Origin of the sequence: Vagococcus hydrophili (genome assembly GCF_011304195.1) — a bacterium.
Lineage (GTDB): Bacteria > Bacillota > Bacilli > Lactobacillales > Vagococcaceae > Vagococcus > Vagococcus hydrophili.
Map to the genome: position 1 here is coordinate 441,569 of NZ_CP049887.1, position 16,281 is coordinate 457,849.

A 16,281-nucleotide genomic window follows, 5' to 3' on the forward strand; every position below is an offset into this window, starting at 1 on the left:
TTATTATATCATATATCTTATTTTAATAGCACTATTTATTTCTTTTTTCGTCTAATATAACCACCATTTTTTGTTGAGGTTTTGGAAAGACAAAGCTATCAAAGTCTTCTACATGTACCCACTGCTCATTTTCTTTTAGTTTTAATTCTTTTTCCACTCGAGTAAATCCTTTGGCTAATAAGAGATGCCATTTTCTATGACTAAAGACGTGCTTCACTTCGCCTATTGGTTGCTTTTGCCAAATGACATCTGGTTGTTCCTCGTTCAATAAACCGATTAAACTATCATCTAATAAAGAAACATCTTCTTCTGCCACAAAATCAAAAAGATTCGGCTCCTTTGTATCTTGCTGATAATTTTGCCAGTCTTGAGCCATTTGTGTATAAACACTTTTACTAACTTCAACTAAAGGAAACGTCCACATATTCGCCAGTAAACCATCTTCTGGGCGCTTATTTAACAGGTATTCTTCCTTGTCATTTTGAACTGCTAGTGCCACATAAAACATAGGAACCGTCTTGATTTTTTTCTTTTTCACAGGAAAATCAGTGGTCTGATCACGAGACAAGGCACCACACATCTCTTTCAAAGGACAAATTTCACACTTAGGAGAAGTGGGTGTACAAACAGTCGCCCCTAGATCCATCAAAGCTTGATTAAAATCACCCGGACGCTCCTGACTCATCGTTTCCCGAACTTTTTCATCGAACACCTTTCGTGACTTTGCTTCACCGATATCATCCCCTAAGCAAAAAAGACGACTATAAACGCGCATCACATTACCATCAATCGCAGGCTCAACAAGCTTATAAGCAATACTACCAATCGCACCACCTGTATAAGGGCCGATTCCTTTTAAACTTAAAATATCCTCAATGTTACTAGGCATCTTCCCACCGAATCGCTCCATAATATCCTGAGCCGCACTTTGCATGTTGCGAACGCGGGAATAATAACCAAGTCCCTCCCAGGCTTTTAGTAAGCGATCTTCCTCAGCTTCTGCTAAATCTTTAATGGTCGGAAACCAATCTAAAAAACGGTGAAAATAAGGAATAACCGTGACCACTTGAGTTTGTTGAAGCATAATCTCTGAGACCCACACACGGTAGGGGTCCGTATTTTCTCGCCAAGGAAGTAGCCTCATCTCCTGATCATACCAGTCTAAAAGTCGCGGACTCATGACTGCTTTTTCTTCATCACTCCATACAATTTGTGTCTTATTCATCTTCTAGTTCTTTCTCCTCAATAAATCGATTAATCAAATCAAAATCATAGCCTTTTTGAAAAAGTGATTGGCGGATTTTTTGCTTTTTCTTTGAAGCGTCAAGTCGCTGATGTCTACGCCATAGTTTTTGACCTTCTACCATAATTCGGTCCCATTCATCGTCCTCATCTTTCTCGACTTCCAAGTTACTCATAACCAGCTCAATCACGTCGCCACTATACCCTTTTGTAAATAAATGCTGACGAACTTTGTTAATTTTTTCTTTGTGACTTTTATTTTGATATTTTCTTAGCGCTTTTTCGGCAAGTCGCATGCCCATCTCTTCTTGCTCATCAAAGGTAAATAACTCAAGAGCTTTAGCAATATTGTCCTCAGAAATCCCCTTTTTAAATAGTTGTTGCTTCACCGTTTGCGGTCCCTTATCTTGAGTTTTCATTACCGTTCGAACATAACTTTCCGCAAAAACTAAATCATCCAATAAATTGATTTCATGTAGTTTATTCACTACATAAATAATCCCCTCAGAAGAAACTTCCTTTTTCTTTAAATGATCTCTGATCTCTTTCTCAGACCTTAACTGATAGCTCAAATAAGACAAGGCAAATTGATAACCAATGTCTAGCTCTGCTTCTTTTTCGATTTCAGTTAACGCGTCATCTTCAATTTCTTGACCTTTAAGTAATCTAAACCTTACCAAGGTATCCTCAGAGACTCTGATTTTGCGCCCTGATTTTGTTGTCACATTATAGTGATTGTTTTTTAATTTTCTAATTGATTGTATGATTTCCATGTTTTTCACCTTCTAATTTGCTAATACTAACTATAGCATAATCTGAAAAACTTCTCTAAAACACACTCTTATACATCAAAAAAAAATTAGCAATGACGATCATGTCCTCCGCACTTGGAAATAATTTTTTTGTCTGGTATTTTGTCACTAAACGTTGATAATTATTCCGAGAAGTTCTTTGAACGGCTTTTCCGGCTAACTCTTTTTTTATTCTGGGATAGGCTCCTTCCCAATGTGTTACAAAGCTCAAACTTTCTTTGTCCACTTTGTAAGAGTCAGAAAAGTAAGTGATCACCGTGTAATATTCAAAGGCGCGATCCAAATGTTTTTCAAGAGATTGGATTCTTTGAGGAATAATAATTTCCAGATGGTTATAAAAGGATAGGACGGATTCATGATTAGAAATAGCTCTCACATCATTCAACATCGTAAAATTAATATAATTCACGTTTCCCTTGGATGGACCTTCTAAAGGAACGAATAAAAAATCTGGTTCGATCTCTGGAAACTTATAAATACTCTGCTCAAACACTTCTTCCATGACTTTTTTATGAATCAGATAATTGTAATTGTTTGCCTCTCGGTACTTTCCTATCAGTTCTCCTGTTCGAAGCTTCGTGACTACTGGCTCCATCTCACTACTTAAAATCAACGACTTGTACTTGTGCGCACTGGATTCAATATTAAATAAACCAATCGTCCGGTGATTAATTTTAACTGAACCGTCATACAACCAGCAATCCTTAAAATTTTCGGAAATATCAGCCAAGGCTATTTCCTCACCGTGTAATAACTCAACATAGTGGTTCTTTTTTTGTTCTAGAAGTGACATCTGTATCATCTCCAATTGAATTAATTTTTAAAACCATGAAAACGCTTAACAACGAAATCACAGCACACATTTTTGTTATTTATCAATAAATATTGAGGGATATTTGAACCTTTTAATCAAATCATCATGTTTTTTCATTATGACTTGTTTTTAAAAACTTTTATATACTCTTCTTGACTGGCCGGTCTAAAAATCATGAGGAGTGTTTACCGTGGAAAATGACTTAATTAAAGAGCATCATGTCCTAATACTAGGAGCACTAAAAAAATGCCATGTGACAACTTATCACCCATTATTTGAAGACTACTTACAAATTGCCAGATGGACACTCATTGAAACACACCGACGCTTTATAGAAGAAGACACTGAGATGAGTACCTTTAATCAATACGTTTATCAACGAATTTACTGGAAGATTACCGACGAAATTAGAAAAGAAAGGCTGAACACTGAACGCCAAGAAAACAGTTCAAGTGATGACACGCTTTTACAACTACCAGATAAAGAAGCTGATGACTTACTAGAAGTAAAAGAACTCTTAGAAAAAATCAGCCCTCTCTTAACTGATATAGAACGATGTTTCCTTGAAGATGCTTATATTCATGATTTATCTATTTTAGAGATTGCCAAAAAGAATAAAACCAGTCGGAACACTGTTTATAAATGTCGAAACCGTGTCGCACTGAAAGTGATAAAATTTTTAAATACTTAGGGTGACATTTTCCCAACTCATTTCGTTATTAATAGTGTAGGGCGCGCAACTTACTAAAAAATTAAAAGGAAGTGGCTAAGATGGAACCAATCTTTGAAGGAAAAAAATTAGAACTACATTACAACAACGTGGGTGAAGAAAGACCACGTCGCCAAACATTAAATAATATGAAAAAGGACGCAAAAAATGAAGAAATCGTCCAATTCGGTCAACTCATGGGGCAATTAGCACCACAAGAAGAAGCAATTAATTCAGTTATGGTGATTGAAAAATCACGCTTTGACATCTAAAAAAAATAAAAGGGAGCGATTATCATGAAAAAATTATCAATGACTTTTTTAAACGAAACAGGAAAGAAAACTTACCTAAGACCAAAAGTAGCCAGCGAAACATTAGATGCTGGTACAGTGAAAACGGTCATGGACGATATCACAGGGCTTGATCTCTTCGAAAAAACTGGCGAAAAAATGTACGCGGAAACTAAATCAGCTAAGTACACAGAAACGATTACAACTGAATTGTTTTAAGAAATAAAAAACAAGAGACTATAACAAAACATTTTCGTTCTGTTATAGTCTTTTAATTAAAGGAGAATGTCTATGTTAACTGTTATCGATATCTCAAACCACCAAAGAGGATTAGATTTAAACTCACTGAGTGCGGATGCGTTTATCTTCAAACTCACGGAAGGGAATTACTTTAAGGATGATACCGCTGAAGAGTTTATCCAACAAGCACGCGCTTTAGGTAAACCTTTTGGCTTGTATCATTTCTTAGATCAATCTCCCGTGGAAGAACAAGCTAACTTCTTTCTGTCTTATGTCACTCCTTACCTTGGAGAATGTCTCCTGGTTCTCGACTATGAGGATTATGGTCGACAAGGTGCTGATCAAGCTAAGCTGTTTTTAGATATCATCTATCAAAAAACACAAGTCAAACCACTGATTTATATGAATGAAAGTGATGCTAACGCGGAGGATTGGTCACAAGTGATTGCTGGGGATTATGGTTTATGGATTGCTAAATACTCTAGTAACCTACCAGAACTCACCCAGTGGCTTGATTATGCTATGTGGCAGTATACAAGCTCACCCTATGACACGAGTTACTTTTACGGTGACTTACATGCCTTTAATAAATACGGACAAAAAGAAGCCAAAGACTGTCCCAACTATCATGTAAGAGGCAAACGATTTAAAGCTCTCAAACCACTTATCATTAAGGCGGATGAGTTTTTTAAAAAAGATACCGGGATGTTGTTTTCCAAAAGCACTGTATTTGATATTCAAGCCATTTGCCACACCGAAACAACAACGCATGCTCTTATATACTATAATCATCGTGAAGTCTTTGTTACACTTCGTAAGGATTATGTTGAACTGGTAGAATAGTCAAAAAGAGATTAACTCAGACATGTTGAGTTAATCTCTTTTTTTAATTTCTCCGATTGCTTGGCGCTAATCACCTTTTTCACTACATTTTTTTAGTTAGAGTTCAAAAGGCAACTCCCGCGACAATTTCACAACTAAAAATCAATCCGAAAGTCGTGGATTGGTTTTTAGTTCCTCCAATTGCTTGGAGCTAATCGCCTTTTTCACTACATTTTTTTAGTTAGAGTTCAAAAGGCAACTCCCGCGACAATTTCACAACTAAAAATCAATCCGAAAGTCGTGGATTGGTTTTTAGTTCCTCCAATTGCTTGGAGCTAATCGCCTTTTTCACTACATTTTTTTCCTTATACGTTTTGCTGCCTGTTTATATACTTCTAATTCTTTTCTCTGATCAATTGCGACCACACTAGCCATTAAATCTGCTTCATTTTTTTCTAAATCACTTCCTGTAATTGATACGACAGATACACCTAATCCATCACTACTTATACTCAAAACCATTCGTACACCTAATTTAGGATTCTTTAGTTTATAGTAACCTTTTAAATTTATACCATTTTTATCTTCTAAAGGCTCAATTACACCACTGATTTTTAATTCGGCATAATTTTCTTCAACTCTTTTTATTACCGCAATCACCCACTTACGCCTAACACCATCTATTTTTTTGAAATCTTTTTTGGCATTATCAGTAAGTCCTACAAAAATCTTTGTTTTATCTTCCAAAGAGTTCCTCATTACTTAGATCTAAAAATTCATTTTGCTCGTTAGAATCAATCAGTAAATCAATATCAGTATGAAGACGGCACTCATAATTGACCACCTCGGCGAACAAATGAGCCACTGAGTGCGAAAGTATTGACCAGTGATTGCATTAAAATTTACCACTTTTACCTGTTACTAATAATTGTTAATTGAGTCTTTTACTATTTTTAGCAAATAATTTTTTTCTGGTTTTTCTGGAACATTGTATAGGACAAGTGAGTCTCTAACGTAGCTTGCATTATTTTTTAGTAACTTAGCATCTAGTGGAAATCCTTTTGATGCTGCAAATATACCTGCGAATCTCATTACTGTTCGTGTGTTACCTTCTCTAAAGGGATGAATAAGCCATAATTTCGCGATTAAATCGCCAAACTTAAAAGCGGTTTCATAAAGACTCAAAGAAGACCAATCAATTGAATTCATATCACTGATTATTTCAGTCGCTTTTCTCTCAATTTCTACATGATCAGTATAAACTAACGAAGCGCCACCTAGTACTTTCTCTTCTTTTGAAATATTTAACGTTCTAGTCTTACCCGCCCAGGAATAGATATCACCGAAAATATACTTATGCATTTCTAAAATGGCTAAATAATTTAATTCATCTTTTTCAAAATAGGCATCACTATCAAGTAGCCTCATGTAAGTAATATCAGCTTCTGCTTGAGTTAAGACTTTTTCTGTGGTAATTCCTAGTAAATTTTTCAATATTTTTGTTTTTGGGTCTATATACGGATCAATCACGTGACCTTCCTAATTTTCGGTATTTTTCAATAGTTAAAGCTAACGCTTCTGATATTTCAATATCACCATCAACATATCTATCAACTAAATCCCGTGTTCCTTGCGTAGGTTTTGGTGCATCTAAGATAGAATAGCTTAAAGCAGTTTTTTTCAATTTCTCACGCTGAATTTTAGTTGTATTTTCTACCGAATATTTGTAATTAGCCATATGATCCCTCCTAGATTACCTTATTGTATCGTAAGCGGGAAGTAACCAAGTATATAGTCACATCTAACCTCCTCGGTTATTCTTAAGATACAAATAACGAGGAGGTTTTTCAATGATAGACAAACAAGAAATTGTTCCCGTTTCTTTACAACCGACACCGCCTAAAAGTGCCCCTACACCCAATCAAACCACGCAAAAAATTGCTTTACGAGTCAAACGAGATAATATGGATATTACGATTTACAATGGATGTAATAACTATATTCTTAACGCTGCATTGAAAGAGTTCAATCATGGTTCTTGATTATACGAAGATACAAACTATTTATATTGTTTGTGGTAAGACAGACTTAAGACGTGGGATTGATGGTCTGGCTTCAATTATCATGAATCAATATGAGTTAGATGTTTATTCGGATGCCTTATTTCTATTTTGTGGCAATCGTTCAGACCGGTTCAAAGCACTTTACTGGCAAGGGGATGGTTTTATTCTCCTGTATAAACGGTTTGAAAATGGAAAATTACAATGGCCTAGAAAACAAGAAGAAGTCAAAGAATTAACGCAACAACAACTCCGTTGGTTATTAGAAGGTTTATCCATCGAACAAAGAAAAAAGATATTAAAAGCTAAAACTGGATTTGTTTCTTAATTAGCCGTTTATAATGAAAATTATAGACGGTTTTTCGTCGTATTATTGATAGAATTAGCTATCATATCATGTGTGAATGGAGGTGTTACTTTTGACCGAGTTTGAAGAACGATTGTTAAAACAAAACGAAGCTTTAACTAATGAACTTAAACTTCTAAGAGAACAGAATCAATTTCTTTTAAATAAATTGTATGGACGTTCATCTGAAAAATCAATTGACCCTAATGGGCAATTAGATTTATTTGAAGAGGACTCGTCTTTTAATCTAGCAGAGACAACTGAAGAAAAAACCGTCTTTGAGGAAATTAACTATCAGCGGAAAAAGAAAAAAGGCTACAAAGCAGCCCTCACAAAAGATTTACCTATAAAAGAAGTTCATTGTCAGCTTGAAGGAGAAGACTGCACCTGTGATTGGTGTTGTTCTGATTTAAAAGATATTGGTAAATCTAAAATCCGTGAAGAAGTTATTTTTGTTCCTGCAAAGATGTATAAAAATGTGTACTACCAACATGCCTACGAATGCCCTAATTGTAAAAAAGATGGAGCTGATGCCATAAAAAAAGCCGTTGTTCCTAAACAACCAATCACTCATAGTTTGGCGTCTGCCTCTATCTTAGCTCACTTATTTCATCAAAAAATAGAAATGAGTTTGCCTTTTTATCGACAAGAAAAGGAGTGGGAATCTTATGGATTACGAGTGCCACGTAGAACACAAGCAAACTGGTTCATCACCTCATGTGAAAAATGGTTAACACCTATTTGGGAGGAGCTCAAAAAGAAACTAGTCAAAGAAGAGCTCATCCATGCGGATGAAACTTACTATAATGTTTTATCAAGTGAAAAAGAAAAGTCTTACTTTTGGCTCTTTCGAACCATCGAACAAGCAGAGTATCCAATTATTTTATATCATCATGACCTGAGTCGTAAAAGTAGTGTCGCTCAACAATTTTTAGCCGAATTCTCAGGCTATTTGCATTGTGACGGCTACTCGGCTTACAAATCGATTGAGAATACGACGTTAGTTAATTGTTGGGCTCACGTCCGAAGAAAATTCTTTGAAGCGAAAGATTCCTCTTCTAAAGATACTCCGGCAAGCCAAGGAGTTACCTATTGCGATCAACTCTTTCATATTGAAAAAGAAATGAAGGGATTAAGCCATCAAGAAAGATATGATTTACGGTTGGCAAAAAGCCAACCCATTCTTGATGAATTCTGGCAATGGATCGCTTCTTTCAGAGCTCTTCCAGGTTCGAAATTAGGAAAAGCGGTTAACTATGCGCTTAATATGAAGGCTGGTTTGATGAATTTTCTGGAGGATGGTCGATGTGCCTTATCAAATAATTTAGCTGAGCGAAGTATTCGCCCAACAACGATTGGCAGAAAAAATTGGCATTTTTCTGCGAGTGAACGGGGAGCAACAGCTAACGGAATCGCTTATTCTATCATCGAAACGGCTAAAGCTAATAACTTAGTTCCTGTGAAGTATTTAGAATATTTGTTTAAGCATCTTCCTAATTTAGAAGATAGTTCAAATTCTAAAGCACTTGAGGTTTATTTACCTTGGTCAGAACAGATTCAAGCTACGTGTCGATAAAATAAGGAGCCACTTGTCATATTATGACAGAGTGACGCCTTATTTGGCATATACTCGATTACTTCCCGCTTACATTGTATCACAATACATACGGAGCAAAAAAACCGCTAATTACTTAGCGGCGTTTTTCTCGTGTAAATCTTTTTTTATTTGAGAGGTTGAAATCTCTGGTGTACGTTCTAGGTAAACGACTTCTGCTCCTGTTTCTTTCACAAAGTCAAACTTACCTTTCCAGTCATCTCCCATGACAAAAACATCTACTTTAAATTCTTCGATATCTGTCATTTTTTGATCCCAGTTATTTTCTGGAATAACTAAATCCACGTAGCGAATCGCTTCTAAAAGCATTTTACGCTTTTCGTAAGAGAAGTAGCATTTCTTTTGTTTCTCATCCCAGTTGAATTCATCTGAAGATAAAACAACGATTAGGTAATCCCCTTGCTCCTTCGCACGTCTCAATAGATTAATATGACCATAATGTAGTAAGTCAAATGTTCCATATGTAATTACTTTTCTCATTTTGTATTCCACCTTAATGTAGTTGTTATGGTTAAGGATAGCATAAAAGTTCAAAATATGAAATAACTCTATTTAATTGGTTTTATTTAATTAAATCTAGAAATTTTAAATACGATTTCAAACCATTATCAATTGTATAATCTACTTCAAATCCTAATTCTCTTAAATTAGAAATATCTGCAACTGATTTCTTGATATCTCCAGAACGCTCTTCTAATTTATTAATTTTAATTTCTTCATTTAAATACCTAGATATTATTGATATTAAATCATTAATAGTTGTTTCATTTCCAGTTCCCACATTATAAACTTTCCCTTTTGAATCATTAGAGTATGCTATAATTTCTAGTGCTTTTACAACATCATCAACATAAATAAAATCTCTAGACTGTTCTCCATCTCCAAAAAGATTAAATTCAGAAGACTCATTTTTTATTTTTTTAACATATCTATCTACCAAGATCGACATTACTCCAGAATAAGGAGAACTTGGATTTTGATTTGGTCCGTAAACGTTGAAAAATCTAACACTGCTTGTTGGCACACCATACAAATCATTATACATTAGTGTATATTTTTCTGAAGAAAATTTATCAATTGCATAAGGTGACAAAGGTTTAATTGGTGAATTTTCTTTTTTAGGTAGTTCTTTATCATCTCCATAAACCGCTGCGGATGAAGAAAAAATTAATCGTTTTAAATTACGATTCTCCATTTTTCTAAGTGTTTCTAAAATAAACAGTGTTGAATCAAAATTTACTTCATGGGTCTCTGATGGTCTTTCAATAGAATCTGCAACACTTGCGATTGCTGCTAGGTGGTATATACAATCAAAATTCTCTTGAATTAAAATATCTTCCATAAAATGTCTATCTAAAACTGATTTCTCATAGAAAGTAACATTAGGTAAATTATTAATATTTTTTTTTCGCCCCATACTTAAATCATCAATTATAACTACCTCATTGCTAATACAAATTTTTTTCACTAAATTAGATCCAATAAAACCTGCCCCACCAGTTACTAGAATTTTTTTCATAAAACATCTTCCTTATCAAATATTATTGGAATCAACTTTTCCATATTTGTTTTATAATTTCTTCTCTTGATAAATCTTTATTCATACTATGTTCTTTTTTTCTTACTTCAAATACTTTTTCGAATTCTTTTATTTTTTTTAGAGGAATTCCAGCATAAACACCAGATTGATTTATATCTTTATACACATGACTGCCAGCTGCAATAATTACATTATCGGAAATTTTTATATTAGGAAATAATATTGTATTAGCACCTATAAATACATTATCTCCTATTTCTATTTTTCCCATATGATAACTCGTAGAATGTTTTTCAATGTTATTAAATACATGATGCATAACGTCATGATTGATAAAGACTACTTGAGAAGCAATAACTACATTGTTGCCTAACGATACTAACTTAGCATCACTAGGAATTTTTCTAGGTTGAAAAAAAACATTGTCACCACAAAATTTCAAATATTTTTTCTTTTTTAGTATTTTTCCTCTTGTAAATCCGTTACGAGAAAAGAAAAAATTTATTTTATCAATCATTATCATAAACATCTTCCTTTTTTATATTTCTTTTTTTAATAATTCTTTTACCATAACTAATGAATTAACAATTTTAGATTTTTTTAAGAATAAGTATAACAATAAAAATATTAAATACAAAAAACTCCCTAGTAAAGGCGACAAAAACCAAGAACTACATATAAAAATTACTGTTAGTAATAATTCATAAAAAATATCATTATATGACTTGATTTTTAAACTATATAAAATATAAACTTCTGCTAAAATACATCTAGTTGCTAATACCACTAATATGCTTACAACTGCTAAATTCAAAGAATGAAAGATTTTTGTTGATACAAAACTAAAAAAAATACTCAGTAATAAACTAACAATATTCACTTTCATTAATATCTTCTCTTTGCGTAAACACTTTAAATATGTATTAACTAGTAAATACATTTTACCTTCGTATAAGCACATAGGAAATAGTATAGCCATAAAGTAAATACTTTGATAATAGTCTGGTAACCAAATATTCAGTACATACTTTAATGGATAATATCCTAATAATAATAATAGTATTGTACTCATTAGAACATCTCTAATTGCTAAGTAGATACTAGGAAGCAATTCCTTTTGGACTTTTCTAATTATTGGATAAAGAACTACTCCTATAGAATTTATTAATACTAATAAAAAATTAGATATACTAAGTGTTAACGAAATTTTAGCAAATGTTGCAATCCCCCATTCAGATACAATATTCAGTCTGGAAATTCCTATTATAAATATACTGCATAAATAGGACATTAATAGTTTTATACCCGAACTCATATTTTTGTATACTTCTATAAAATCTATTTTTTCGAATTTAAAAACAAATGAAAACACAACTCTAATATAGTATACACCGATTAATGCAGATAAAAATTTAGAAAAAATATCTAAAATCATCAAATACTCGATTGAAACTTTTTTTATTAATATCAATGCTAAAAAAACAATTAAGAATATAATTCTATCAATAATTACCATAACTGAGTATTCTCTTATTTTATTAAAAGATTGTAATATATACATAATTAATGACTTAAAATTTAAAATAAGTATGTTGATAATGGAAAAATAGATAATAAATTTTGGTTGCTTCGTCTCAAAATTATAAGATAAAAAAAGTAAAATAATGGTTAGCACTGTCTCAAAAAATATAAATAAAATAATTTGATTATTTAAAGTAGACTTGTTAATATCAGAAAGACTTTTACCACCATATCTTAAATAAATACCATCAACCCAACCTAGATGAAATATACCTACATATGATACATACAAAAGATATAATTGCCAATAACCATACTCAGTAACAGAAACTAGTTTAGGTAAAACTAAAATGATTAATATGGATAAAATTGTAATTACAATATTCGATAATAAAGAGTATGATAGATTTCGTGAAACTGTATTCTTTTTCATAATCTAAATTTCCTTATTTTTTATAGATTCTACATAAAAATTTGCCATCTTTTTGGCCTCATCATCTATATCAAATCCCTGTTCTTTTAATTTATAAAATACAGATTCTCTATCAATCGTATTTTCTCTATATTTTTTTATCGTTGTAACCCATAAATTAATGTCATTTAAAGATAAAAATTGACAACGCTCTGTTAATTTAACTTCCTTCGTTATTTTATCGGATAATAATGTAGGCAAACCACTACATTGTGCTTCAACAGCTGATATAGGTAACCCTTCAAATTTTGAAGGTAAAATAAAAACATCCATCATGCTTAGAAGACTTGAGACATCATCAGTAACTCCTAAAAATTTTATTTTATTTTGAATATCCAAATCTATAGCTAAATCTTCTATATTTTTTTTCAAAATTCCATCACCTATAAGAATTAAACAACTATTTTCATTTTCTTTTAACAAACTTTTAAACATTTCTAATATAAACTCATGATTTTTTACAGGAGTAAAATATCCTATATGACCAATAACTAAGCATTTGTCGTCCAGTTTAAATTTATTTCTGAGCTCTACTCTTTTATTTTTATTAAATCTAAATTTTTCTAGTTTAATTGCATTTTTTACAACTTTATAATTTTTATCATTAAACAGCCATTCACCAGCCAATTCAGAGCAAGCAAATTTATCTGTTACAAATTTATTTATCTTTTTTTTATTCCATTTTTCAATATTTTTTACTAGTTTACCACTACTAAACATATTCCCTGAACTATGAGAATGTATGATTCTTACTGGAACTTTTGAAAAATAAGACAACATTATATATTCAATGTCGATTAATGAAGTTTTATGGAAATGAACAACATCAATTTCTGGATGATTTTTAAAAAAAAAGAACGGAAATCTTAAATAATGATTTAAAATATTTCTTCTTTTATAACCAACATCATAAACTTTTCCTCCTAAATTTTCAATTTCAGCTTGATAAGCAATCTTCTCATCCTTAAAAGAAAAAAAATCAAATTGAATTTTTTCTCTATCCATACTTCTATACATACTCATAATATAAGACTCTAATCCGCCTTGATTTGGAGTCATTCCAATTTGCATCACTCTTAATGGCTTACCCACTATGATATATCCTCCTTTGTTACTTTTCTTTTTTTATTCTTTTAATAGTTATACCTAAAAAATAAATCATTAAAATTCCTAATATATTAATAAATGTAATGCTATTCGACACGAATGATATAAACTCAGCTCGTGGAATTAATAAAATATTTCGCATAAACATAAAGGAAAATATGTTAAGTATCCAATTGTTTTTATTTAAAAGTCTAGGTAGCAAGCTTAGCAACATGCCGATAAAAATATTGGCTGTTATTAACCCTATAAAGCCAAAATCATAGTAAACTTCTGCTATATATGAAGATCCATATCCTCTTCCTAATAAATATGCAGTTGGCATAATATAATACGATATTGTATGAGCAAATAAATTCCCTTCCATAGCTCTTTCAACAGTTTGACCAGAAAAAGCTGTACTTCCAAATATTTTTTTATAGATAACATTGCTTTGAACAAATTCTATTAACGGTCCAAATGAATAAAGTTTTCCTTTTGGTAATGTATCTTTAAATTCATATGTATAACCTATCAAATTTACAGTTACACCTTGAGAAAATAAGAAGCTTTTTACATTTCCAAATAATCCCAATGTCTGTTGGTGAATTGAATCTCTTTTAGACGAAATAGAATTTAATAAAATCAATAAAAAAGGACTTCCTAATATTATTGTCAGTTTATTTTTAAAGGATAGTTTCTTAGAGCTATCACTATCATTTTTCAATGTAAGGTATATAACAATTAGTAAGATATTTAACATAAACTCTATTCTTCTACCTACAGTCATAGAATATAAACTAACTAATAAAAATAAACCCGTTATTATTCTAAATTCTTTCTTGTTTGGTTTCGAAGAGATAAAGGCAACATATGAAATTAGGTTCATTTCTGCCAATTTGACAATCCATCTTGGAAGATTACTTTGATAACTTAAAAAAAAGTCATAATATGAAGTACTTGAAACAAAACTACTTTGATCTTTTATATATATAAATTTAAACAGAAATGTAATCACAAAGAAAAGCATACTACTTATTTTGAAATAGTAGAGACTATTATCTTTATTTTCTTTTTTCTCAGTAAAGTTTATTCTTGAAAAAAATAAATAACCCATTACCAAGAAAAAGAGTGAAATATATAAACTATCTAGCATAAAATTTATAGTTTCCATATTTGTGAAGTTTGTACCATACATTCCATATTCTGTAGATTCATAATTTAAAAAAATATTTAAACTAAATCTTGAAAATAAAAATAGAAAAAAGCTGATATTAAATAATAAAAACAACACATTTTTTTTTATATTTTCAAAGGATAATATCATATTTGAAATCAAGATAACGAATATACCTACAGCTTTTACTTCAATACTTTTATTAAAAAAAGCAATACAGAAAATAATAGCTGATACTATTAAAAGTATATATGAGCATAATTTATTGATTGATATTCTCAATTTTTTTCACCCTTCATTTCTAGAACTTCTAATGAAAAATCCTTATATAATATTTCAGAATTATACATTGATTTCCAAATATAATATGATTTATCCCTCATTTTGTTATATTCTTGGATATTTGAAGAAATGATTTTCATAATCTCTTCTGAGATTTCTTTCTTCCCTGTTTCTTTCTTCAGCAACGTTCCATTTTCTCCATTAAAAACGATCTCTCTTGTTCCACCAACATCTGTTGCAATTACTGGTATAGAAAAAGATAATGCCTCCATAATTGATACCGGTATTCCTTCAGAAGCTGATACATTTATAAAACATCCCACACTGTTCTCTTTATAGAATTTTATAACTTCTGAATTCTTAACAAATCCTTTAAACTTATAATTTCTTTTATTCAACTTTAACTGAGCTAATTTAGAAACATTTTCCAATTCCTCACCGTCACCAAAATGTGTCCAATGATATTTTATGTTTTTACTTTCTAAAATTTCTAAAGCCTCTACTATTAAATTAATTCTCTTTATTGGTCTTAAAGCTGAACAAGACACTATTTCAAATGGAATTTCATTAGTAAATATATTGGTTCCTTTATAACTAGTTCCTAACTTTCTAGACATTATTTTATCTGAATATTTAGGATACTTACTTGTTAAATATTCAGCTCCATCATCTGAACAAGGATAAATATAATCATTATTTTTTAATAAAAATTTTCTTGATGGTAGAAAATTTAAGCGTGTTTCATTCTCATACAAATCATATCTATGTGCTCTGGAAATTAATTTAACCGATATATTATGTTTATCTATTAACTCTCTTTTTAGAAGTACTCCTATTTGAGAAGTGGTATATAGCCAGTAACTATAAATAACCACTTCCATATTATCAACAATAAAATCATTTTTTTGAGAAAATAACTTTTGAGAAATTAATTTAAAAACCGCTTCACAACGATTACTAAAATAATTCTGATATAATAAGCACTTAAATTGCTTAGTAGTCTGTTCTACGTCTTCTCCTTTATATCTCTTTACTGTGTTTTTCAGTTTACTAATAGTTGTATGATGATAGTTAATCTCAATTATATCCACATTTTTTGGTGTACTTCTTGTAACTTTCATTTTCTCATTTATCATAGTTGGAATTATAATAATTTTTTCAAATGTATTAGAAAGATGCTTGATTTCTGATTCTAAATATTCTTCACCTTTATAATAAGGATAATAGTTGGTCAACAAAATTAATTTTTTTCCCAT

20 protein-coding genes are annotated in these 16,281 nt (G+C 31.2%); 7 read left to right on the forward strand and 13 right to left on the reverse strand.

The window, feature by feature from the left end; all coding sequences use genetic code 11:
* Window positions 1-31: 31 nt before the first annotated feature.
* Genes mutY through G7082_RS02110 form a run of 3 tightly spaced genes read right to left on the reverse strand, consistent with a single transcriptional unit; the run spans window position 32 to window position 2,847 of the window.
* Window positions 32-1,225 carry an A/G-specific adenine glycosylase gene (gene mutY / locus G7082_RS02100; protein ID WP_166033518.1) on the reverse strand — a complete coding sequence of 398 codons (1,194 nt, stop codon included), beginning with the start codon at window positions 1,223-1,225 and terminating at the stop codon, window positions 32-34.
* Window positions 1,218-2,015 carry a recombination regulator RecX gene (gene recX / locus G7082_RS02105; protein WP_166033519.1) on the reverse strand — a complete coding sequence of 266 codons (798 nt, stop codon included), beginning with the start codon at window positions 2,013-2,015 and terminating at the stop codon, window positions 1,218-1,220. Before recX ends, mutY begins: the two co-directional genes overlap by 8 nt.
* A gap of 55 nt (window positions 2,016-2,070) precedes the next feature.
* Window positions 2,071-2,847: a competence protein ComK gene (locus G7082_RS02110; protein ID WP_166033520.1), complete on the reverse strand. Its 777-nt coding sequence runs from the start codon at window positions 2,845-2,847 to the stop codon at window positions 2,071-2,073.
* Between the two features lie 211 nt (window positions 2,848-3,058).
* Between G7082_RS02110 and G7082_RS02115 the strand changes: the two genes are divergently transcribed.
* The 4 genes from G7082_RS02115 to G7082_RS02130 all read left to right on the forward strand — a co-directional run bounded on the left by G7082_RS02115 (window position 3,059) and on the right by G7082_RS02130 (window position 4,950).
* Window positions 3,059-3,559: a sigma-70 family RNA polymerase sigma factor gene (locus G7082_RS02115; RefSeq protein WP_166033521.1), complete on the forward strand. Its 501-nt coding sequence runs from the start codon at window positions 3,059-3,061 to the stop codon at window positions 3,557-3,559.
* 80 nt (window positions 3,560-3,639) lie between these two features.
* The gene (locus tag G7082_RS02120) at window positions 3,640-3,849 is read left to right on the forward strand and encodes a DUF1659 domain-containing protein (RefSeq protein WP_166033522.1); all 210 of its coding nucleotides are present in this window, start codon (window positions 3,640-3,642) and stop codon (window positions 3,847-3,849) included.
* A gap of 24 nt (window positions 3,850-3,873) precedes the next feature.
* The gene (locus G7082_RS02125; RefSeq protein WP_166033523.1) at window positions 3,874-4,086 is read left to right on the forward strand and encodes a DUF2922 domain-containing protein; all 213 of its coding nucleotides are present in this window, start codon (window positions 3,874-3,876) and stop codon (window positions 4,084-4,086) included.
* A gap of 72 nt (window positions 4,087-4,158) precedes the next feature.
* Window positions 4,159-4,950: a glycoside hydrolase family 25 protein gene (locus tag G7082_RS02130; RefSeq protein WP_166033524.1), complete on the forward strand. Its 792-nt coding sequence runs from the start codon at window positions 4,159-4,161 to the stop codon at window positions 4,948-4,950.
* A gap of 330 nt (window positions 4,951-5,280) precedes the next feature.
* Here the strand turns inward: G7082_RS02130 and G7082_RS02135 are convergent, their stop codons facing one another.
* The 3 genes from G7082_RS02135 to G7082_RS02145 all read right to left on the reverse strand — a co-directional run bounded on the left by G7082_RS02135 (window position 5,281) and on the right by G7082_RS02145 (window position 6,667).
* The gene (locus tag G7082_RS02135; RefSeq protein ID WP_166033525.1) at window positions 5,281-5,676 is read right to left on the reverse strand and encodes a hypothetical protein; all 396 of its coding nucleotides are present in this window, start codon (window positions 5,674-5,676) and stop codon (window positions 5,281-5,283) included.
* Between the two features lie 174 nt (window positions 5,677-5,850).
* Entirely contained in the window at window positions 5,851-6,459 is a 609-nt protein-coding gene (locus G7082_RS02140; protein WP_166033526.1) for a Fic/DOC family protein, read from the reverse strand.
* Complete coding sequence (locus G7082_RS02145; protein ID WP_166033527.1) at window positions 6,452-6,667, reverse strand: hypothetical protein; 216 nt, start codon at window positions 6,665-6,667, stop codon at window positions 6,452-6,454. The genes G7082_RS02140 and G7082_RS02145 overlap by 8 nt, the downstream gene beginning before the upstream one ends.
* A gap of 112 nt (window positions 6,668-6,779) precedes the next feature.
* Between G7082_RS02145 and G7082_RS02150 the strand changes: the two genes are divergently transcribed.
* The 3 genes from G7082_RS02150 to tnpC all read left to right on the forward strand — a co-directional run bounded on the left by G7082_RS02150 (window position 6,780) and on the right by tnpC (window position 8,911).
* Window positions 6,780-6,971, forward strand: coding sequence for a hypothetical protein (locus G7082_RS02150; protein ID WP_166033528.1), 192 nt, complete (start codon window positions 6,780-6,782; stop codon window positions 6,969-6,971).
* On the forward strand, window positions 6,961-7,317 hold the full coding sequence (gene tnpB, locus G7082_RS02155; RefSeq protein WP_166033529.1) for an IS66 family insertion sequence element accessory protein TnpB: 357 nt from the start codon (window positions 6,961-6,963) through the stop codon (window positions 7,315-7,317). Before G7082_RS02150 ends, tnpB begins: the two co-directional genes overlap by 11 nt.
* Before the next feature lie 91 nt (window positions 7,318-7,408).
* Window positions 7,409-8,911, forward strand: coding sequence for an IS66 family transposase (tnpC, locus tag G7082_RS02160; RefSeq protein WP_166033530.1), 1,503 nt, complete (start codon window positions 7,409-7,411; stop codon window positions 8,909-8,911).
* A 111-nt stretch (window positions 8,912-9,022) separates the two neighbouring features.
* On the opposite strand, the gene tagD is transcribed toward tnpC, so the two are convergent.
* From tagD to G7082_RS02195, 7 genes are all read right to left on the reverse strand, one after another.
* The gene (gene tagD, locus G7082_RS02165) at window positions 9,023-9,430 is read right to left on the reverse strand and encodes a glycerol-3-phosphate cytidylyltransferase (protein ID WP_086950879.1); all 408 of its coding nucleotides are present in this window, start codon (window positions 9,428-9,430) and stop codon (window positions 9,023-9,025) included.
* A gap of 82 nt (window positions 9,431-9,512) precedes the next feature.
* Window positions 9,513-10,469 (reverse strand): NAD-dependent epimerase/dehydratase family protein, encoded by a 957-nt coding sequence (locus tag G7082_RS02170; RefSeq protein ID WP_166033531.1) that lies wholly within the window; start codon window positions 10,467-10,469, stop codon window positions 9,513-9,515.
* Between the two features lie 31 nt (window positions 10,470-10,500).
* A complete protein-coding gene (locus G7082_RS02175; RefSeq protein WP_166033532.1) occupies window positions 10,501-11,013 on the reverse strand; it encodes an acyltransferase in 513 nt (170 codons plus the stop codon).
* Window positions 11,014-11,028: 15 nt separating this feature from the next.
* Window positions 11,029-12,444, reverse strand: a complete 1,416-nt coding sequence (locus G7082_RS02180; protein ID WP_166033533.1) for an MATE family efflux transporter — start codon at window positions 12,442-12,444, stop codon at window positions 11,029-11,031.
* 3 nt (window positions 12,445-12,447) lie between these two features.
* Window positions 12,448-13,575: a glycosyltransferase family 1 protein gene (locus G7082_RS02185; RefSeq protein ID WP_166033534.1), complete on the reverse strand. Its 1,128-nt coding sequence runs from the start codon at window positions 13,573-13,575 to the stop codon at window positions 12,448-12,450.
* Between the two features lie 19 nt (window positions 13,576-13,594).
* Window positions 13,595-15,025, reverse strand: coding sequence for an O-antigen polysaccharide polymerase Wzy family protein (locus G7082_RS02190; RefSeq protein WP_166033535.1), 1,431 nt, complete (start codon window positions 15,023-15,025; stop codon window positions 13,595-13,597).
* Window positions 15,022-16,281, reverse strand: coding sequence for a glycosyltransferase (locus G7082_RS02195; protein WP_166033536.1), 1,260 nt, complete (start codon window positions 16,279-16,281; stop codon window positions 15,022-15,024). Before G7082_RS02195 ends, G7082_RS02190 begins: the two co-directional genes overlap by 4 nt.